Source organism: Mucilaginibacter sp. CAU 1740, assembly GCF_039839285.1.
GTDB lineage: Bacteria > Bacteroidota > Bacteroidia > Sphingobacteriales > Sphingobacteriaceae > Mucilaginibacter.
In genome coordinates, this window is record NZ_JBDOQS010000012.1 from 68,248 (window position 1) to 90,399 (window position 22,152).

The 22,152-nt window shown below is 43.7% G+C and carries 13 protein-coding genes; 9 read left to right on the plus strand and 4 right to left on the minus strand.

Going from position 1 to position 22,152, the window contains the following annotated elements; all coding sequences use genetic code 11:
* Positions 1 to 9: 9 nt before the first annotated feature.
* Genes AAFN85_RS23320 through AAFN85_RS23330 form a run of 3 tightly spaced genes read right to left on the minus strand, consistent with a single transcriptional unit; the run spans position 10 to position 1,998 of the window.
* On the minus strand, positions 10 to 345 hold the full coding sequence (locus tag AAFN85_RS23320; protein ID WP_347530122.1) for an STAS domain-containing protein: 336 nt from the start codon (positions 343 to 345) through the stop codon (positions 10 to 12).
* Positions 346 to 1,485, minus strand: a complete 1,140-nt coding sequence (locus AAFN85_RS23325; protein ID WP_347530123.1) for a fused response regulator/phosphatase — start codon at positions 1,483 to 1,485, stop codon at positions 346 to 348.
* Positions 1,486 to 1,497: 12 nt separating this feature from the next.
* The gene (locus AAFN85_RS23330; RefSeq protein WP_347530124.1) at positions 1,498 to 1,998 is read right to left on the minus strand and encodes a hypothetical protein; all 501 of its coding nucleotides are present in this window, start codon (positions 1,996 to 1,998) and stop codon (positions 1,498 to 1,500) included.
* 81 nt (positions 1,999 to 2,079) lie between these two features.
* On the opposite strand from AAFN85_RS23330, the gene AAFN85_RS23335 reads away from it, so the two are divergent.
* From AAFN85_RS23335 to AAFN85_RS23355, 5 genes are all read left to right on the plus strand, one after another.
* Positions 2,080 to 3,003 carry a glycosyltransferase family 2 protein gene (locus AAFN85_RS23335; protein WP_347530125.1) on the plus strand — a complete coding sequence of 308 codons (924 nt, stop codon included), beginning with the start codon at positions 2,080 to 2,082 and terminating at the stop codon, positions 3,001 to 3,003.
* Complete coding sequence (locus AAFN85_RS23340) at positions 3,000 to 4,175, plus strand: glycosyltransferase family 2 protein (RefSeq protein WP_347530127.1); 1,176 nt, start codon at positions 3,000 to 3,002, stop codon at positions 4,173 to 4,175. Before AAFN85_RS23335 ends, AAFN85_RS23340 begins: the two co-directional genes overlap by 4 nt.
* A 198-nt stretch (positions 4,176 to 4,373) precedes the next feature.
* The gene (locus tag AAFN85_RS23345; RefSeq protein ID WP_347530128.1) at positions 4,374 to 11,066 is read left to right on the plus strand and encodes an amino acid adenylation domain-containing protein; all 6,693 of its coding nucleotides are present in this window, start codon (positions 4,374 to 4,376) and stop codon (positions 11,064 to 11,066) included.
* A gap of 2 nt (positions 11,067 to 11,068) precedes the next feature.
* Positions 11,069 to 15,088 carry an amino acid adenylation domain-containing protein gene (locus AAFN85_RS23350; protein ID WP_347530129.1) on the plus strand — a complete coding sequence of 1,340 codons (4,020 nt, stop codon included), beginning with the start codon at positions 11,069 to 11,071 and terminating at the stop codon, positions 15,086 to 15,088.
* Positions 15,088 to 15,843, plus strand: a complete 756-nt coding sequence (locus AAFN85_RS23355; protein ID WP_347530130.1) for a 4'-phosphopantetheinyl transferase superfamily protein — start codon at positions 15,088 to 15,090, stop codon at positions 15,841 to 15,843. The genes AAFN85_RS23350 and AAFN85_RS23355 overlap by 1 nt, the downstream gene beginning before the upstream one ends.
* On the opposite strand, the gene AAFN85_RS23360 is transcribed toward AAFN85_RS23355, so the two are convergent.
* The gene (locus AAFN85_RS23360; RefSeq protein ID WP_347530131.1) at positions 15,830 to 16,555 is read right to left on the minus strand and encodes a glycosyltransferase family 2 protein; all 726 of its coding nucleotides are present in this window, start codon (positions 16,553 to 16,555) and stop codon (positions 15,830 to 15,832) included. The genes AAFN85_RS23355 and AAFN85_RS23360 overlap by 14 nt on opposite strands.
* An 82-nt stretch (positions 16,556 to 16,637) precedes the next feature.
* On the opposite strand from AAFN85_RS23360, the gene pbpC reads away from it, so the two are divergent.
* From pbpC to AAFN85_RS23380, 4 genes are all read left to right on the plus strand, one after another.
* Positions 16,638 to 19,028, plus strand: a complete 2,391-nt coding sequence (gene pbpC, locus AAFN85_RS23365) for a penicillin-binding protein 1C (protein WP_347530132.1) — start codon at positions 16,638 to 16,640, stop codon at positions 19,026 to 19,028.
* A gap of 73 nt (positions 19,029 to 19,101) precedes the next feature.
* Complete coding sequence (locus tag AAFN85_RS23370) at positions 19,102 to 19,668, plus strand: hypothetical protein (RefSeq protein WP_347530133.1); 567 nt, start codon at positions 19,102 to 19,104, stop codon at positions 19,666 to 19,668.
* Positions 19,669 to 19,844: 176 nt separating this feature from the next.
* Positions 19,845 to 20,423, plus strand: coding sequence for a sigma-70 family RNA polymerase sigma factor (locus AAFN85_RS23375; protein ID WP_347530134.1), 579 nt, complete (start codon positions 19,845 to 19,847; stop codon positions 20,421 to 20,423).
* The gene (locus AAFN85_RS23380; protein ID WP_347530135.1) at positions 20,420 to 22,084 is read left to right on the plus strand and encodes an outer membrane beta-barrel protein; all 1,665 of its coding nucleotides are present in this window, start codon (positions 20,420 to 20,422) and stop codon (positions 22,082 to 22,084) included. Before AAFN85_RS23375 ends, AAFN85_RS23380 begins: the two co-directional genes overlap by 4 nt.
* Positions 22,085 to 22,152 lie beyond the last annotated feature (68 nt).

The window sequence follows — 22,152 nt, forward strand, 5'->3', positions numbered from 1 at the left end:
ATAAATGGTTTATGCCCCGTTTAACGCCTGCTGTGCTGATGCATAGATCTTGAATACCTTATCTAATCGAACAAGTTGAAAAAGCGATTTGATATCTTTATTTAACCCCACTACTGCTATATCCGCCCCTTTATTCATAGCATGTTTCAGGGCCGATACCAAAGCGCCTAAAAAAGAACTATCAACATATATTATCTGTTCAAAATTAACAATGATATACTTGTTACCATTGTCAACTAAAGTTAGCAATTCTGTTTTAAACTGTTCCGCCAAAGCCATATTTCCTTCTTTTATTTGTACGGTAGCCTGCAATGCCCCCTCAAGCGGATTGGTTTGTAATATCATTTAACTGTTTTTTTGAATAAATATTAAACTGCAATCATCAATTTGCTCCTGGGCTTTTTTATTTAAAAACCCATTATCCTTCATATCCTGAAATGAATCTGCTCTACCCAGGTATTGGGTCACTTCATTTTCAAACTCTTTCAAATCCGTTTTTTTACCCCTTGGTGTTTCCTTATCTATCATGCCATCGGTTACCATCAACAACTGATCATGCGGTTGCATGGTAAATACATGCTCATCAAAGCCCCCATCTTTACTAACCCCCAATAATAAACCCGCTGAACTTACTTTGTTAAGTGAACATTCGGCTTTGTTATAATATAACAAAGGCAAATCGCCTGCCCCTGTGTAACTGATAGTATGAGTTTCGGCATTGATCATGATAAGCGAAAGTGTTGACAGTAACCCGCTCACCACAGGATCAAGATAAATTACAGAGTTGATCTTTTGCATGATGCTTTTGGTTGAAAGGTCGCCTTCTGAAGTACACAATCTTACCGCCGCCCGAATATAGCTTAGGTACCCGAACGAGAAGAACCAGGCCCCCCACTTTTTACCCATCACATCGCCAAGAATAATAAAGGTGTATTTGTTCTCGATGGTGATCAGGTCGATAAAATCCCCTCCAGGGTAATTTTGGTATGAGCGGTGCCAGAAATGGATATCAAAGCCATCAACCGCCGGCGCATCCTGCGGAATTGAATATAGATTGAGCGCCATTGCCGCGCTGCTTAGTTCCTGTATAGTACGCTGGTGCCGTTCGCGGATACTGTTTAAAAAATTATTGATCTTGGAAAGCACAAAGGCTATCGGGGTATCTTTGATAATATAATCTATCACTTCCATGTTCATGCCCCTCTGCATATGGTCATGATCGGCAATAGAAGTTAAGAACATGAAAGGGATGTTCCGGTATTCGGGGATAGCCATTAAGCTTTGCCTGAAAGCGAAGCCATCAATATCGGGCATCTGGTAATCAGACAGGATCAAATCTGGAATATCATTTTTCAGATGCTCCATCGCATCAGGTACATTACCTGCCTTAAGGCATTCAAAACCATCTTTCTCCAAAGCCTGGCCAATGATCTTCAAAATAAGCGGACTATCATCAACCAATAATATTTTCTTTGATTTCGGCATAAAATATCAGGATCAGGAATTGGCTTTTTTTATTGTGGCGTTTAAAAACAAATATACGCCTGTTAACAGTATTATTACGGATATAACATCCATTAAAGTTATACCATCATCTTTAGAAAAGTAAAAAATCGTGAACATTTCAAAGTATGGTGGCGCCGGCATAATGATCATGGCCAGCCCCAATACCGCCATGGTAACCGAAATTGCTATCAAAACTATTCGCTTTGCTTTTTCCCGTAGCAAATATCTTTTAGATCGTCTGCTATCTACCTGGTGCTGAGTTAGCAGCATTTCGAGGTTGGTTACAATATCCAGCCTGTCGAGGTTATTATCGAGTTCTTTAAAAGCGTCGAAATTTTGGAGCGAAGGAGCGGCTTCCATAGCGGTATTTATTTTAAGCTGCGCGGCCTTAATATGCTCTTTATCAATATTGCCACTTTGCAACAATGATATCAGTTCATTAACCTTCGCATCAAGTACCGAATTATGGTTGTTTACTTCTTCACTCTTCACAGGAATTTATTGATGTATTGTAGTTAACTTTTGCTGATATTCGTCGTAAAAAGGCAATATCGATATATAACCACAATATAGATGAAAAAAGTATCTGTAGTTACAGTAAATTTTAATCAACCTGCCGTTACCGAAGAACTGTTATCATCTATCGAAAAAACGAACATCTACACCAACCTCGAGGTAATTGTTGTTGATAATGCCAGCAAGGCTAATCCCGTACCCGATTGGATAGCGAAATACCCCGGTATTATTTTTATACGTTCGGAGGTAAACCTTGGGTTCGCCGGAGGTAACAACTTGGGCCTGCAATCGGCAACCGGCGATTATATTTTTATGGTGAACAACGACACCGAATTTACTCCGGGATTAGTTGAAACACTGGTTAACGTACTGGATAACAACGATGCAGTGGGGATGATCTCGCCCAAGATCAACTACTTTATTGATAAAGGGCTGATCCAATACGCGGGTTATACACCCATGAACTATTATACAGCCCGCAATAGCTGCATAGGCCTAAAACAAAAAGACGAAGGACAGTTTGATCATATCACCGCTCCTACCGCTTATTGTCACGGTGCAGCTATGATGATCAGAAAAGAGGCGATTGAAAAAGCCGGCATGATGAACGAGAACTTCTTTTTATACTACGAAGAGGTTGATTGGTGCGAGCACATCATCCGCGCCGGGTTTAAGGCCTGGATTTGTACCGAAGCGTTGATCTACCACAAAGAATCGGTTTCGGTTGGCAAAAAAAGTAGGCTGAAGGAATACTTTATGAACCGCAACCGCATCCTGTTTATCCGCCGGAACGCGCCGTTGTTTAAAAAGATCTTCTTTTATTTTTACTTCCTGTTATTGGTGGTGCCACGCAACCTGGTTAGCTACATTAAAGACAAACAATACGATTTTATCCCGATGCTTTTAAAAGCCGTTTGGTGGAACTTTACCCACTCAAAAAACAGCAGCGACCTGGGATACCCTATTAAAACTATAGCATGAAAATACTTTTATTTGTTAGCCTTTTTATTGTTTTTTACACGTTTGCCGGGTACGGGATTTTCCTGTATATCCTGATCAAAATAAAACGTGCCGTTAAAGGCCGTAAGCCTGAGGTTGCCGAAGATGCAGATCTTTTGCCATCATGCACCCTCATTGTTGCGGCTTATAACGAAGAGTATTTTATGGAGCAAAAAATTCAGAATACGCTTCAACTTAACTATCCCGCAGGCAAACTGAAATTGCTTTTTGTTACCGATGGCTCATCAGATAAAACGCCGGAGATCATCGCACGCTATCCGCAGATCCAGTTATTACACAAGCCCGAGCGCGCCGGTAAAATAGCGGCAGTTCACCGTGCTATGGAATATGTTGATACCGATGCCGTGGTGTTTACCGATGCCAATACCTTTTTAAATAAAGACGCGCTCATCAAAATTTGTCGCCAATACAGCGATGCCACCGTTGGGGCTGTAGCTGGTGAAAAACGCGTACATTTTGATGAAAATGCAGATGCCAGTGCCGCGGGCGAGGGCTTTTACTGGAAATACGAATCAGCATTAAAAAAATGGGATTCGGAACTGTACTCGGTAGTGGGTGCCGCCGGTGAGTTGTTTAGTGTTCGCCGCTCATTATACCAACCTGTTGAGGCCGATACGGTATTAGATGATTTTATGATCTCGATGCTGATAGCGGCCAAAGGTTACCGCATTATTTACGAACCGGATGCTTATGCTACGGAAACCGCATCAGAGAACGTATCGGAAGAGTTAAAACGTAAGATCAGGATAGCAGCTGGAGGTATACAATCTATATTAAGGCTTAAAAAACTGTTTAATCCATTCCCTTATCCTGTGCTTTCATTTCAATATGTTAGTCACCGGGTATTACGGTGGACGATAACGCCATTCCTGCTTACACTATCATTAATTTTAACCGTTGTGCTTGCCATAAAACCTGGCGAAACAGCCATGCAATTACTGTTATTGGCACAGGTATTGTTTTATTTGCTGGCATTGCTTGGCCTCATTATGGAAAAACGACAACTGCGCATAAAAGTGCTCTTTATACCTTACTATTTTTGTGTGATGAACTATGCGGTGTTGGCCGGCATCATCCGTTATTTTGGCAAAAAGCAAAGCGCGGTTTGGGAAAAAGTGCAGCGTAAACAATAAAGCATTGATTATAAGAAAAATACAAGGCCATTTATTTAATTTATTCCTGTAGCGAATAAGTTAAACTGTTCAAAACATTCGGGATAAATGGTGTAACATTAAAAAATCATTATCTTCAACTGCTTTTTTTATTACCTGCAAACTAATTGAAAAGTATATATCAGACCGCCTAACCACGGTCGAACCTTATTGATATTGATGAATATTGAGCCTGGAACCATAGCTATTACTGGGGAGGATCCTACCCTATATGTGTATGATCTGTTTGATCGGCAGCGGATAAAATTACCCGCTGCGGTTGCCGTTGTGCACAATGGTCAGCAGTTAACCTATGCCGAATTATACCAAAAAGCCGATAACCTGGCTTCGGCTTTATTGGCAGCCTACCCAACTGATAAAATTATTGGTGTTAGCACAACGCGTGGTATTGAAACCATTATTGGCGTTGTTGCTATATTCAAAGCCGGAAAAGGCTACCTGCCACTTGACCCTGAATATCCGAAAGACCGTTTAGAGACTATCATTAATGATTCGGGTATTAAAGTTTGTTTAGCATCAGAAAGCAAAAAGCATTTATTTGATGGCCTGCCAATTACTGTGCTTCCATCGGATATAATTCATGATGTTGATGCTAAATCAATTTCTGCTGATTGGCAGCCAGATATCGCTTATGTGCTTTATACATCAGGATCAACCGGTACGCCTAAAGGTGTATCAATGGGCAACGCGGCATTGGTAAACCTGCTGTTATGGCAGGAAGAAAATTCGATATCTGCACCGGGCATCAACACCTTACAATTTGCTCCTTTAACATTCGATGTTTCTTTCCAGGAGATCTTTGCCACGTTAGGTACGGGCGGCACACTGTTTTTGGTTGATGAAGAATTACGCATCGATCCGGTTAAGCTGCTCCAATATATTGATACGCACAGCATTCACCGTATATTTTTGCCGTTTGTGGTATTGCAGTACCTTACCGAGGCTGCTATTGCCAACAACCATATCCCGGCATCCCTAAAAGAGGTAATGACAGCCGGCGAACAACTAAAAATTACGCCGCAGGTAGCCAGCTTTTTTAAAGCCTTGCCTGGCGCTGTTTTGTTCAACCAATATGGCCCTACGGAAACACACGTAATTACCGAACTAAAATTAGAAGGTGATGCATCGCTATGGCCGGGCTTACCAACCATAGGTATAGCCATCAGCAATACGGATATCATTTTGCTTGATGAAAACCTGAAAAGGGTTGCAGAAGGCGAAACCGGCGAGCTTTGTGCATCGGGTATCTGTTTGGCCAATGGCTATTTGAATAAGCCCGAGCTTACTGCCGAAAAATTTATCGACTGGACAGAAAACGAAAAAACCATCCGCGTTTACCGCACCGGCGACCTGGCCCGCTACCTCCCCGATGGTAATATCGAATACCTTGGCCGTAGGGATACACAGGTAAAAATCCGAGGTAACCGGGTTGAGATAGGCGAAATTGAAGTGCTTATTAGCCAACTTGATAATATTAAACAAGCCGTAGTAACCGCACCAGAAGATGCAGCGGGACAAAAACGTTTGGTTGCCTACATGGTATCGGCCAGTGATGAAGAGAATACAGAGGCCGTTCGCAAAACACTTGAAGAGCACCTCCCCGATTACATGTTGCCCTCGGCCTACGTGTGGTTAAAGGAATTACCTAAAACCACCAGCGGCAAAGTTGATAGGAAAGCGCTACCCAAACCGGATATTAAACGCCCGGAATTGGATGTGCTTTATAAAGCGCCATCAACCCCAACTGAAAAAAATATAGCGGCAGTTTTAATCGATTTGCTTCAGTTTGATAAGGTTGGTGTTAACGATAACTTTTTTCAATTAGGCGGTAATTCGCTGCTGGCATTAAAAACAGTTGCGCTATTAAAGCAACGGTTTGGCTATGAAGTGCCTATTACCAAACTATACCAATACCCAACTATTACAGGGATTGCAAACCTGATAAGCGGAGTTGGTAAACAAACATTCGCTTCGGCGAAAAAAACAAAAAATAACGGCACTAATAACGATGTTGCTATTATTGGTATGGCGGGCCGTTTCCCCGGTGCTGATACCATTGAGCAATTTTGGCAATTGCTTGCCGAAGGCCGTGAAGGCACCAGCTTTTTCAGTACAGAAGAACTGGATAAATATGTACCGATTAGCGAGAAAACCAACCCGGCCTATGTGAAAGCCAGGGGCATTATTAATGGCGCCGATGAGTTTGATGCCGGATTTTTTGGCTTCACGCCGCGTATGGCCGAACTGATGGATCCGCAGCAACGTGTGTTTTTAGAAATTGCCTGGGAAGCTTTAGAAAAAACGGGCTATCTCCCTCAAAAATATAATGGCTCGGTCGGCGTTTTTGCCGGCTGCGGCTACAATACCTATTATAACAACAACGTACTCACCAACCCGGCTATTGTTGAAACTACTGGCCATTTCCAGGTTCGTACCCTTAACGAAAAGGACTACATAGCTACCCGCACTGCCTATCAGCTTAACCTGAAAGGCCCGGCAGTAGCAGTTTACTCTGCCTGTTCCACTTCATTATTGGCCATTACACAGGCTGTAAGCAGCCTTCGCAGCGGCCAATGTGATGTAGCGTTGGCTGGCGCGGCTTCCATAACCTCACCTATAAAAAGCGGTCATGTTTACGAGGAAGGCTCGATCATGAGTATCGATGGGCATTGCCGCCCTTTTGATTCCGAGGCTTCGGGTACTGTTTTTAGTGATGGTGCAGGTGTGGTTTTATTAAAAAGTTTAGAAGATGCCGAACGCGATGGAGATACCATTTACGCGGTAATTAAAGGCATTGGTATAAATAATGATGGTGCCGAAAAAGGCAGCTTTGGCGGCCCGAACGCGCAAGGCCAGGCCGGAGCGATTGCTATGGCTATTGCCGATGCGGATATCGATCCATCAACCATCAATTATGTAGAAGCTCATGGCACCGCCACCCCTATTGGCGATCCTATTGAAATTGAAGGCCTTAACCTGGCTTTTGGCCAGCAGGACAAAAAACAATATTGCGCTATTGGCTCGGTAAAAAGCAATTTTGGTCACCTCACAGCGGCTTCGGGCGTTGCGGGATTGATCAAAACAGTGTTAGGCATGCAGCACGGTAAAATCCCGGCTTCGTTGTTCTTTAAACAGATCAACCCTAATATTGATATTGCTAATAGTCCATTCTTTGTAAACGCCCAACTGAGTGATTGGAATGCAGATACTAAACGCGCCGGGATCAGTTCATTTGGTGTGGGCGGAACCAACGTGCATATCATAGTTGATGAATACAAAACTCCGATAGCGGAACAACCGGGCGTTGATAAGCCGCTTAAGCTGATCAGTTGGTCGGCCAAAACAGAGAGTAGTTTAAATAACTACGCCAAAAAGCTTGCCGGTTTTATTGGCGAGAATAAAGCCGTCGACATTAATGGTGTTGCCTATACCCTGCAAACTACAAGGCCCGGATTTAGCTACAGGCGTTTTGCAATTGCAGCTGATGTAGAAGATTTACTTACCAAGCTAAACTCGCCCGAAACTGATCCATCAGCAACCAAAAAACTAAGTGACATCCCTGCCGAAGTAGTGTTTATGTTCCCCGGTCAAGGATCGCAATATGTTGATATGGGTCACGAGCTATATCAGCAAGAACCTGTTTTCGCAGATGCTGTAAACGAGTGTATCGCTCTTTTACAAAACACGGCACACGCCGGTTTGCTCGATATTATTTTCCCGAATACTGCCGATACTCAATCTGCAGAAAAAATAAAAAACACTTTATATACGCAGCCTGCCCTGTTTATATTGGAGTATGCCATGGCTAAGCTTTGGATAAGCAAAGGCATCCAGCCATCCGTTTTGATGGGCCACAGCATTGGCGAGTTTGTAGCGGCGCATTTGGCAGGTGTTTTCAACCTTCAGGATGCTTTAACGCTGATATCGGAACGCGCCCGTTTGGTAAGCAGTGTAACCCGTGGCCAAATGCTATCAGTGCGCCTCGAGGAAAGTAAATTAATAGAGATTTTACCTGCAACGCTTTCCATAGCCGCAGTAAACAGCCGCAAATTATGTGTTGTTGCCGGGCCGGAAAATAAAATTACCGCTTTTGCCGATGTACTTGCAGAAAAAGGCATCCCGGCAAGGTTGCTGCTAACCAGTCACGCGTTCCATTCATTAATGATGGATGATGTGGTTGAACCTTTTAAAACAGTGGTTAAATCGGTAAAACTTAACCCGCCGGTAAAACCTTTGGTATCAACTGTAACGGGCACCTGGCTAAGCGAAGCCGAAGCAACTGATCCAAACTATTGGGCGCTACACTTGCGCAAAACGGTACGCTTCGCGGCAGCATTGGATACTGTATTGGAAGACGAAGGCCGCCTACTGCTTGAAAGCGGCCCCGGTAATATACTTGCAACACTTGCACGCCAGCATACAGCAGGTAAAACTATTCCGGTTATAAGCGGTTTTGAAAAGAGCGAAACATTGTCCGAGTACCACAGCTTGTTAAAAGCTCTCGGCCAACTTTGGCTAAACGGTATCGAAGCTGATTGTAAAGCAACTTATTTGGGCCAAAACCGTAAAAGGATCGATATCCCAACCTACGCTTTCGATTATAAGCGATATTGGCTTGAGCCTGCCGTAACCATAAACATGGTTTCGGAAACCTTAACACAACAACAAACTGAAACTACTATAACTACGCAAATTGTACCGATGAGGAAGGATATTTTAATTGATAAGCTGAAAGAAGTATTTGAAGATGCCGCCGGTATTGAAATTGATATGGCTGCCACAGGCCTTAGCTTTATTGAAATCGGTTTTGATTCGTTATCACTAACCCAGATAGCTACCAACCTGAAAAAGATCTTCAACGTGCCTATCACTTTCAGAAAATTATTTGAAGAATATAATAGCCTCGAACTGTTGGCTGCTTACCTTGATACGCAGCTACCTGCCGATGCTTTCCAGCCACAGGTTGCCCCGGCGGTAAACCCGGCTTATCAGCACCAGCAAAACCCGGTTCCTGCTCCTGCGGCGCAACCGTTCCAGGCACAACAGTTTACGCCTCAATTTTCAGGCGGCCAGGGTAATAATGATATTGCCATCAGCCTGATATCGCAGCAATTACAACTGTTAGCCAGCCAATTAACCTTAATACAAGGTAATAATGTGGCCCCTGCTTCTGTTTCAGCCCCGGTTCAACAAACTTACAATGCCCCTGCTCCTGCAGCTACTCCTGCCGCTCCAGCTAAATCGCTGTTATCATTAATAGCCGATTTTACACCCGAAGAACAGGTTGAGTTAAAAAAACCTTTCGGCGCTACAGCCCGCATTGAAAAACAGGTGCAGGGTTTAGATACTAAACAACAGGCCTTTTTAAAAGACCTTACCGAAAAATATAACGCCAAAACCAAAGGCAGCAAAGCGCAAACCCAAATGGACAGGCCTTACATGGCCGACCCACGAGTTGTAAGCGGTTTCCGTCCTTTAACCAAAGAGGTTGTTTACCCTTTGATCGTCAATAAATCAAAAGGTAGCCGGGTTTGGGATATCGACGGCAACGAATATATCGACGCGCTGAACGGTTTCGGCTCAAACTTTTTAGGCTATCAAACCGATCTGCTTAAAAAAGCGGTGCTTGATCAGGTTGAAAAAGGCTACGAAATTGGCCCACAGCATGAGCTTGCCGGTGAAGTAGCCAAACTGATCTGCGAGTTCACCAATTTTGACCGTGCCGCGTTGTGTAACACAGGTTCGGAAGCTGTATTGGGCGCTATGCGTATTGCCCGTACTGTAACGGGGCGCTCAATTATTGTAGCCTTTAATGGCTCGTACCATGGTATTAATGATGAGGTTATCGTTCGCGGTACCAGGAAATTAAAAACAGTTCCCGCCGCTCCGGGTATTATGCCTGAAGTGGTTCAGAATATGCTGATCCTTGATTACGGCACTGAAGAATCGTTAAGGATCATCGCCGAGCGCGCCCACGAAATTGCGGCCGTATTGGTTGAGCCGGTACAAAGCCGCAGGCCAGATTTCCGCCCGGTTGAATTTTTAAAACGCGTGCGCGAAATTACCCGCCAGTCTGAAACGGTATTAATCTTTGATGAGGTAATTACCGGCTTCAGAATGCACCCAGGTGGCGCACAGGCGCTCTTTGGCATCAAAGCCGATTTGGGCACTTATGGTAAAGTAATTGGCGGTGGTATGCCTATTGGCGCTATTGCAGGTATTAGCAAATATATGGACGCACTTGATGGCGGTACATGGCAATATGGTGATGATTCATCGCCGCAGGCTGGTGTAACCTATTTTGCAGGCACATTTGTACGCCATCCTTTAGCGCTGGCTACCGGCAAAGCTTCTTTACTTTACATGAAAGAAAAAGGCCCTGCACTGCAGGAAGGTTTGAATAATCTTACCCTGCGTTTGGCCGATGCCTTGAATGCTATTTGCGAAAAAGAAGGTTTGCCATTGCATATCCCATCATTCGGCTCGTTGTGGAAGATTAAGTTTGACTATGAATTGGCCTACGGCGAGTTATTATTCACCTTAATGCGCCTGAAAGGCATCCACATTTGGGATCTGTTCCCTTGCTTTGTTACGGCCGCGCATACCGAAGAGGATATCGACCAGATCATTGCTAAATTTAGCGAAAGCGTGTACGAACTGATTGAGGCTGGCATTATGCCAACTAACCGACCAGCGCCGGTTGAACCTGAGCCTGTAAAGAACGGCTTACCAACCGAGCCACCTGTGCCGGGTGCTAAATTAGGTCGTGATAAGGATGGTAACCCCGGTTGGTTTATCAACGACGCGGAGAATCCAGGCAAATTTTTACAGGTAAAGATCAGCAACAACTAATTTTGACCACTACTACTACCACATACGATACTATCCCGGTTGAATTTGACCCCTTTGCCGGGCCGGAGCTTTTGGCTGTAGCCCCTTCAACCGAGCCGCAGCTGGAGATCTGGGCATCGTGCCTTATTGGTGGCGATGAAGCTAACTGTGCCTATAACGAATCGTTTTCGCTACAGCTTACAGGGCAGCTTAATAAGGATGCCATGTTACTGGCTTTGCAGGAAATTACCAATATGCATCAGGCCTTGCGTATGGCCTTTAGTGCAGATGGTAAATCCATTTGTGTTTATAAAGACCTGCCACTCGATTTTAGCTTCGCGGATGTAGCTTCACGTACCGACGCCGAAAAGCAGGCTTTTATTACCGAGCAAAATAACCAAAATGCTTTTACGCCTTTTAACCTGGTAAACGGCCCGTTGTTTAAAGTGCAGTTGATCAAACTTGCCGAAGCAGAATATCGCTTAACTTTTATAGCACACCATATTGTTTGCGACGGCTGGTCGATAGGCATTATGATGCAGGACCTGAGTAAGCTTTATTCGGCTTATACCAAAGGTGAAGACCTAACGCTTCCATCTGCTCCTTCCTTTATTGATTATTCAAATGAACAGACCTTATTTACTGGCAATAAGGAGTTTAAAGATATTGAACAATACTGGCTCAACGAGTTTAAGGGCAGTAATTATTTGATGGATCTGCCCGCAGATCTGCCCCGCCCAGCCGTGCGCACCTATAGAAGTCACCGGCTTGATTTGGGGCTTGACAAGCAACTGGTAGGTCAGATCAAGCAATTGGGCAAAGCCAACGGCAGCAGCTTTGTAACTACACTACTGGCAGCATTCGAAGTATTTTTACAGCGCTCAACTGGTCAGGATGAGATCATATTAGGCTTGCCTGCAGCCGGGCAATCGGCTACCGGTAATTACCGTTTAGTAGGCCATTGCGTTAACCTGTTGGCATTACGAAGCGCGCCTAAATCTGCCCAATCATTCAAAAGCTATTTAAAGCAACGTACCACCGCTATTTTAGATGCTTACGATCATCAGCAATATACGTTTGGCGAGTTGTTAAAAAAGCTGGCTATCCCCCGCGATGCATCTCGCGTGCCTTTGGTACCGGTGATGTTTAACATTGATATGGGGATGGATGATGATGTTGATTTTTACGGATTAAAGCATCACCTAACCAGCAATCCGCGTGAGTATGAAAGCTTTGAGATCTTTGTAAACATCTCCGGTCGGGACGAAGCATTAGTACTCGAGTGGTCATACAACACGCAGTTATTCAGCGAAAAATGCATCCATCACTTAATGGATGAGTTTGAGTTTTTACTGGCCGAGCTGGTAAAAGACCCTGAAGTACTAATTGGCAATATCCCAACGGCTAACCGCGCCTCATTAGTTGAACAGCTAAAAAGCTGGAACAATACTACTGTTGCTTATCCGAAGGATAAAGCCCTGCATCAACTCATCAACTGGCAAAGCGATGCTGTAGCTGTAAAATTTGCAGATCATAGCCTTACCTACCTGCAATTGCACGAAAGCAGCAACCGCTTAGCGGCCCTGCTAATTGATAAAGGCGTTAAAAAAGGTGATAAGGTAGCTTTCGCGATGGATCGCTCAGCAGAAATGTTGGTGGTTATCCTGGGCATTATGAAAGCTGGCGGCATTTACATCCCGCTCGATCCACAGTTCCCATTAGGCAGGATCAATTATATGCTCAGCGATTCGAAGGCTGTAGTATTACTGTCATCGGCAAAATATAAAGGGCATTATGAATCTGAAGCTATCGAAATAGTAGTTGAGGATGAATGGCCTAACCTATCCAACTATCCGGCAACGGAACCAACGGTTGAGTTTACAGGGAATGATCTGGTTTATATCCTTTATACATCCGGTTCTACCGGGATGCCTAAAGGCGTACAGATCAGCCATCATAGTTTGGTGAACTTCCTGTACAGCATGCAGAAACAACCAGGCATGGCGGCCAATGACAAACTGCTTGCAGTTACCACCATCAGTTTTGATATTGCCGGGCTTGAACTATTTTTGCCCTTGCTTAGTGGAGCACAGGTTGTTATTGCCGATACCAATACAGCCAAAGACGGTCGCGCGTTGTTGGATATCATCCGCAGTGAAAAAATAACTACCGTACAAGCCACGCCGTACACCTGGCGTATTATGCTTGAAGCTGGCTGGGACGAAAGCACACCGATAAAAGTAATTTGCGGTGGTGAAGCTTTACCAAAAGAACTGGCCGAAAGGATACTGGGCAAAGCATCATCCTTATGGAATGTTTACGGCCCAACGGAAACCACTATCTGGTCGACCATTAAACAAATCAAGGCCGATGACACGGCTATAACCATAGGCCGCCCGATAGATAATACCTCCATCTATATTTTAGATAAAAACCTTAATCCGCTCGATACCGGCACAATAGGTGAAATTTTTATTGGTGGAGACGGACTGGCGGCAGGCTATCTGAACCAACCCGAACTTACTGCTGAGAAATTCATCGCCGATCCGTTTTCGGGTAATCCGGGCGATAAAATGTACCGCACCGGAGATTTGGGCAGGTATATGGAGGATGGCGAAATTGAATGCCTCGGTCGTGCCGATGCACAGATCAAGATCCGCGGTTACCGCATTGAAACCGGGGAGATTGAATATCACCTCATCAATCAGGCCAATGTAAAACAGGCGGTAGTAGTAGCTCAGCCCGATAAAAAAGGGATCAATAAACTGGTAGCTTATATCACCATAAATGATGATCACCTGGCCGAAGATGAGATAGTTCGTCAGAAAAACTGGCGCTCATCCCTCAAAAACTCGCTGCCCGATTATATGGTACCCGATGATTTTATCGTGATACCAACTATACCACTTACCCCTAATGGCAAGGTGGATAAGAAGGCGCTCATCCAAACATCAACACAAGTTGTAGAACAAGTTCAGATGTACGTAGCACCACGAACCGACGTAGAAAAACTGGTTGCCGACATTTGGAAGGAGTTTTTGGAGATCGAAAAAGTAGGTGTATATGATAACTTTTTCGAGCTTGGAGGTCACTCGCTGATAGCAGTACAGGTAATGGCCCGCATTGAAAAGATTACAGGCAAACGTTTACCATTGGCAGCGTTATTTGAAAACTCGACAGTTGAAAAACTATCATTAATGCTCGAGTTGGATGGCAAATCAATCGTCTGGGATTCGTTAGTGCCCATAAAACCTAATGGCAACAAAATGCCTTTGTATATTGTGCATGGTGCAGGCCTTAACGTTTTATTATTTAACGCGCTTGCCATTAATATGGATCCTGACCAGCCAGTTTACGGCCTACAGGCTAAGGGGCTCGACGGCATTGACGAACCACTAAGTGAGATCAAAGATATCGCGGCGCATTATATAAGCGCCATACAGGCTCAAAACCCAACCGGACCATATGCATTGGCGGGCTACTCCTTTGGCGGCATTATAGCCTGGGAAATGGCCGTGCAGCTACAAGCACAAGGCAAGCAGGTAAAAATGCTGGCCATGTTTGATACGTATGCTTATCGCTCTCCTTTCTTCGATCCCTGGCTTACTATGCAAACCAAAAGGGCTAAGTTTTTTATGCGTAAGCTTAAATACAACTTACTTACCCCCGAAGGTTTATCGCAAAGCTTTACCGAAAAAAGCAAGAGTATTAAGCGACACGCTACAAGGATGTTATGGAAATTAACTAATGACGATCAGCAGGAAGGTTTCTTTGGGTATTCGAACAAGATAGATGAGATGAATGTGGTAGCCGAGCGTCGTTATCAGTTAAAACCTCAAAACTTCGCCATCGAATTGTTCAGGGCCAATACGCATACTTTTTATATGGACGACTTTGAATTTCTGGGCTGGAAACCGTATGCTTTGAAAGGCATCAACGTACACCCTATCCCCGGCGAACATAATTCGATATTCAAAGCACCTAACGATAAGATATTTGCCCGTATTTTACAGCAATGCCTTGATCAATCGGCAAAAAAATAATGATGGGCGAGATCTCCGTAGATATCCGGTATATTGATGCTGTTAAGTGGCAGCAAGATACCGGGTGTTCTTTTAGCTTAACAAGTGATATTGATGTGTGGCGGATCGATATCGAAGCTAACCTCCCCTTAATCCCCCGTTTCCTACCTCTACTCGAACCCGACGAAATAAAACGTGCAGGGCGCTACTACCAGGAAAAAGACCGGCAACGGTTCATTGTGAGTCGCGCAGTGTTAAGGATCATTTTAAGCCGATATATGCATCAAGCTGCTACGGATATCCGTTTTGGCATCGGTCCAAACAAGAAACCTTTTTTAGCAAATTTTAGCGGAGAGATCAGCTATAACATCTCCCACTCTGATAAATGGGCATTGATAGCCGTTTCAAAAACTACAGTTGGTGTAGATACCGAAAAAATAGATCCGACATTCGCATATGCTGATATCCTGCCGGATCATTTCAGCAAAGAAGAGATATCCTACGTTGAACAGCAGCAATCTCACCAACGCTTTTGCCTGTTATGGACACGTAAGGAAGCTACCACCAAGCTTACCGGTCAGGGCTTGGATGAACGTTTAAAATCAATCCCCTCATTAAGCGATAAACACCTTATAGCTAATGATATCATTAACTCATCTAAAGATATCGCTTTAGCAAGTTTTGAGTTTGATGCCAGCAATTTGGCAACCGTAGCTTATGAAGTTAATGGTTATTCTGAACTTAAGTTTTGGGATATTGACCTTACTTCGATTTAAACATACCGTATTTGGCAATACAGTAAAAGGCTCGCACCCCATCCTTCCATCCTATCTTTTTACCTTCATCGTAAGTACGACCGTAGTAAGAAATGCCCACTTCATAGATCCTGATTTTCGGCACGCGCGAGATTTTCTGTGTAACCTCCGGCTCAAAACCAAAACGTTTTTCAGTGAGTTTTATGGATTGGATAAGCTTTGTATTAAACAATTTGTAGCAGGTCTCCATATCCGTTAAGTTAAGATTGGAGAACATGTTTGAAGCGAAAGTCAGCCACCTGTTGCCGATAGTATGCCAAAAGAAAAGGATGCGGTGCGGGTTACTACCCATAAAGCGCGAGCCGTAAACAACGTCGGCAAAGCCGTTTATTACGGGTTTTAGCAGATCATTATACTCTTCAGGATCGTATTCAAGGTCGGCATCCTGAATAATGAGGTATTCGCCGGTAGCTTTGGCTATGCCGGTGTGCAGGGCGGCACCTTTCCCTTTATTTATTTCGTGTTTAAAGTATTGTATATTAACCTCGGGGTTTGAGGCTTTGTATTGATAAACAGCACCTTCGGTATCATCTTTTGAGCAATCGTTTACAATGATTACTTCTTTTTCAATATCATTAAGAAGGCTTACAGCTTTAATTTTATCTAAAATTAAATGGATGGTACGCGCCTCGTTATAAGCCGGAATAATAATTGATAATTTTTCTATCGTCATTTATTGTAATATTGCCTAAGTAGATATTTGCTGCAATTATAGCTGTTAAACCTTTACCTGCTTAATATTTTTATATTTAATAATGCAATTTGTGTTAGAACGAACAAAAAAGCTACTCAAAAAGCCGAAAGCGGTCATTACGCTGTCGATTTTGTTTGTTTTAACCCTGATATTCTGGTTTTGTTTGCCCAAACCGCTATTTCGCAGCCCAACATCGTATGTTATTGATGATGATCAAGGCGAACTATTAGGCGCGTCCATAGCCAGCGACGGTCAATGGCGCTTTCCGTACAATGCCGAGGTACCCGAAAAATTCAAACAATGCATCATCACTTTTGAGGATAAACGCTTTGAACATCACCCCGGCTTTGATCCTATCGCATTTGGCAGGGCCATCAAACAAAACCTATCTTCAAAAAAAGTAACCAGTGGCGGCAGCACGCTTACCATGCAGGTGATCCGTTTAGCCACCAAACACAACCGTAATATCTGGAATAAGTTAAAAGAAATTTTTATGGCCATGCGGTTGGAGCTTAGCTATAGCAAAAGCGAGATCTTAGCCCTATATGCCAGTAATGCGCCATTCGGAACTAATGTTATTGGTTTGGATGCCGCTTCATGGCGTTATTTTGGTCGCAGCCCGGACAAATTATCATGGGGTGAAATGGCGGCTATGGCAGTATTACCCAATTCGCCATCATTGGTTCACCCGGGACGAAACAGGAATGTTTTACTTAAGAAGCGTAATTCGTTATTAGAGAAAATGCAGAAGGCAGGCATTATCGATAGTACTACGGCAGCCCTCGCCAAACTGGAACCTGTGCCGGATAGGCCCATGCCATTGCCACAACTTGCCCCTCACCTGTTGCAACGTTTTAAAGCCGATCATAAAGCTAAACCAGAGGGAGATACGCGGATCACGACAAGTATTAAATCATCATTACAACAACAGGTAAACGATATCCTTGAGCAACACCATCAATTGTTAAAAGGCAACGATATCAACAATATAGCCGCCATTGTACTTGATGTTGAAACCGGTGCTACGCTCGCTTATGCTGGCAATATCTCGCACCGCGAAGACCCGCAGATGGAAAGTGATGTAGACGTGATCGACGCCCCCCGCAGTCCCGGTAGTACGCTTAAGCCTTTGTTATATGCAGCCACACTGCATGATGGATTAATACTTCCAAACAGCTTAATGCCCGATGTGCCGACGATGATAGCAGGCTATCACCCCGAAAATTTTGATCTGGGATATGATGGTGCTGTGCCTGCATCAAGGGCTTTATCACGATCATTGAATGTTCCGGCTGTAAAAATGCTGCAGCAGTTCAAGTATGAACGTTTTTATGATTTTTTGCATAAAGCGGGCATCAGCACATTAACCAAACCCGCCGATCATTATGGTTTATCGCTGATATTAGGCGGCGGTGAAAATACCCTTTGGGAATTGAGTGGTGCTTATGCTGATATGGCACGCGTGCTTAATCATTATAATAAATACAAAGGCCAATATGATCCGGCAGATTTTCACAGCCCGGTTTACTGCAAACAGGAAACCTTTAAACCCAAACTTCATACATCCGGTTTGTTAGATGCAGCTTCAATTTATTACACTTTCCAGGCTATGGAAGAGGTAATGCGCCCCGGCGAGGAAATGCTGTGGCAGCAATTCAGCTCATCACAACGGGTGGCCTGGAAAACCGGGACAAGCTTCGGGTTTAGGGATGGTTGGGCTATTGGCGTTACGCCTAAATATGTTGTTGGTGTTTGGGTTGGAAATACTGATGGCGAAGGCCGACCGGGGTTAACCGGCATTAATACTGCCGCTCCTGCCCTGTTCGAGATTTTCAGGTTATTGCCGGTAGCACGCGATTGGTTTGAGATGCCTACGGGTGAAATGGTTAAGATCAATGTATGCAGGCAAAGCGGATATCGCGCGGGGCAATATTGCCAGGATATGGATGAACAATATGTACCTAAAAGCGGACTGAAGGCACCAGTATGCCCATATCACCAACTTGTCCATTTATCAGCAGATGCACGCTGGCAGGTTAACGGCAATTGCGAAATCCCTGATAATATCCTTAACAAAAGCTGGTTTGTGCTACCTCCTTCGATGGAGTATTATTATAAAGCCCGAAATTATCAATATCATGTTCTGCCTCCGTTTAGAGCAGATTGCACCCAGGCCGAAAACGGCAACGCCATGGAAGTTATCTACCCTAAAAACGGCGCTAAAATATACGTCCCCCTTGAAGCCGACGGAACCCGCGGTCGTATGATCTGCAATGCAGCGCACCGGCAGCCGGGCGTAAAGATCTTTTGGCACCTGGATGATCAGTATGTTGGCGAAACTAAAGATTTCCATCAGATGGCCTTAAACCCTCCACCAGGAAAACACAATCTTACATTGGTTGATGGCAACGGCAATACTATCAGTATTGGGTTCGAGATCCTGAGCAAATAAAAAAATTAAACCAGCATACCCAACGTTTCTTTTGTTTGATGCGATGATGTAATAAAATCATAAATCAAACAAAATGAAAAACCTAACTTACGCCCTGGTGGCCCTTGTATTGGGGATTATTATCGTTACCGGTTGCAGCAAAAAAAATGATGCTGTCGATACCGGAAAACTCAACTCAAAAAATTCGCTGAACACAACAACAGATACTGTTGTAACCCCACCAACTGCCGACACCGCGTTGAATGTACCGCTAGCGGGTGATAAGATCACGCTATCGCCGGTCGCTTACAACAATGGGGCAACGGATAGTATACGCATCGCCTTCAACGCGGTTACAACTAACCTGTATTGTTCAAACGGGTTATTGAAGCTTCACAACACTATAGATGCCAGCCAAAACTTCCATATTGATTTTTTGCATGTGCAGGCACCGATTGTTTGCCATGGCACCGGCGATATCCCGATGGTTGCTGCTGTAAACTTCCAAAAGTCGCATCTTGCTAACGGAAGCTATCCGCTGGTAATAACCCTGAATGGTACAACTTACACTGGTAGTATCCAGGTATCGGCAACAGCGATAACCTTTGATTGGAATTATACCACGGGTATAGTGATATCGCCTAAAACAATATCACGCTAATAATCAATCAAATAACCTTAATTAGCGATCCCGGCAGATTATGAGGGCCGGGATCGCTAATTTTCGTGTATTATTATAACCTGAAATAATTTGAAAAAAATTTACATTTCAACCCAACGTTTAACGGTTTGCAGCCGATGATGCAGATATAATCACCACAAGCGTGATTTTTTTAAATGGACCTAACCAAAGAACAGTCGGATAAGCTGATAAAAGGATGTATAAATAACGACCGAACGGCGCAGGAAACCTTGTACAAATTATTTCACAGCGAGATGCTCCGTGTTTGTTATAGCTATTTACCCGACAAAGAACTTGCTAAAGAGGCATTTAACACGGGCTTTTTGAAAGTTTTCCAGTCGATCAAAAACTTCGAACAAGGTAAAGGCGCGTTAGGCGGCTGGATCAGGAAGATCATGATCTTTACCGCCATTGATCTGTGCCGTAAAGAGCTTAAGTTTAACACCACAGGCATTGACAACCAGGAACTGGATGATCATTTCATCCCCGCTTCCGCTTTGGAGAAATTATATTTTGAGGATATCCTGAAACAGATCCGTACACTTCCGCTGGCTACTCAAACCGTTTTTAACCTCGCTGTACTCGACGGCTTTACCCATAAAGAAATAGGCGAACAATTAAACATTAGCGAAGGTACATCACGCTGGCACTTGGCCGAGGCAAAAAGAAAGCTGAGGGATCTGCTTGAACCAAGTGCAAAACCAACAAAAGAAAGGAGTGAAATAACGAAATGAAAAATTCATTAAAGTACTCCGATCTATGGCGTAAAAAACGCGAGGAGCTACCTATTGACGCTGAACCACAGGCCGGATGGCAGGAAATGCAATCACTGCTTGATCTGCATTTACCAATAGTTCCCATTACACCTGCCGCCCCGGTTTCAAAACTGGCAAAGGTTATAAAGGCCATTAAGGCAATGAAAGCAACGTCATTATTGGTGGCCTCACTAATCGTGGCTACTGTTACCGGCACAACAATTTATTTTGTAAAAACCCAACAGCATAAAAAATCATCACATCAGCATAAAAATACTAAATATGCTATGCGTACAGATAGTTTAACTGATTCATTAACGGCAAACAAATCAAATGTCGATAGCGTTGGCATTGTGAGCGATAGCTTATTGGGAGTGAACCTCACCGGCAATAAAAAAGACATAGCTGCAAACAACGATAGCCTTAATAACGCAGCCGGAACAAATTCAACCATAAATAATAGCGGTGTTAAAGCAAAAGGAATTGTTTCAAGCGGAGCTGCAAATGGTAAGCAGGCTGTTTCAACAAGGCTTGGTAATGGCTATAATACTAATGGCTCATTGACCGGATATTCGGGTTATCCTAAAAGCGGCAACGTGGTTAGTGTAAAACATCTAAACAACAGCTATAGTGCAGGAAACGGGATTGCACAACTGGCTGTTACCGATACTACAAAAACTTCAGCCCAAACCGATATACAAGATGATCTGGCGGTACAGAACAATAGCCCTTTAACCATTCCATCAACAATCTCAACCAATGGTACACAATCCAGGCAATCTACAGGTATAAATCCCCTCCTATTTCAGCCACAGATATTTGCAAGGCAACCTTTATCAAGCTTTGTAGTTGGCAATTATTATTATAACAGGTTGCGTACCGTAACTAATAGCAAAACATCAAAAGGTAAAAACCTCAAACTTAAAAATCAATCGGCAAAGAGCGCCAAAACCAAAAGTTCGGGAGGAGGTCAATTCGGAAGATCACTGTCTGCCGCGTTTTCCAATACGGATTGGGGTATTTTATTAGGAGCGAATACATCAGGTAGTTTTACACCGACTACCCAAAACCATAATTTTTACGGCAGTTTTCCTATTGATCTGTACATTGGCCTGTTCGCTACCTATCATATCAATGACAAATGGGGATTAAATGCGCAGGTACGCTTTTTAACACCATTAAATTTAAGCGGAACCTATACTAATCAAAACGATAATGTTGATTCGGTAAAATCGATCAGGGTAACGGATGCGCGTAAGGCTTATTTTGTTACCATCCCTATCCACGCGGTTTACAAAATAAATGATAACATCAGCATTAAGGGCGGGCCGGTTATTAATGTTTTGGCTAAGCAGGTGGGCCTTAATACCTCCGCTCAAAAAATGTATTTAAATGTGGATACGCTATTTCTGCAAAATAAAGACAACCAGGTAAAAACCACTACGCGGTATGATCAGAAAATCAATTTGGGTTTATCCGGAGGTATTAGCGTACAAGCAAACCGTTTCATTTTCGAAGCACTGTATCAGAAAAGTCTGAGCGGTTATAATGTGATCTCCGATTTCCACAATTACAAAAACAACCCGGGAAGTTTGCAACTCAGCGTTGGTTTTAAGCTTAACGGTACTAAACATCATTAATAAATTGACCGGTATATGAAGTTATCCACCGGACAAAATTCAAAACTATCAGTATCTTGCTGTCAAAA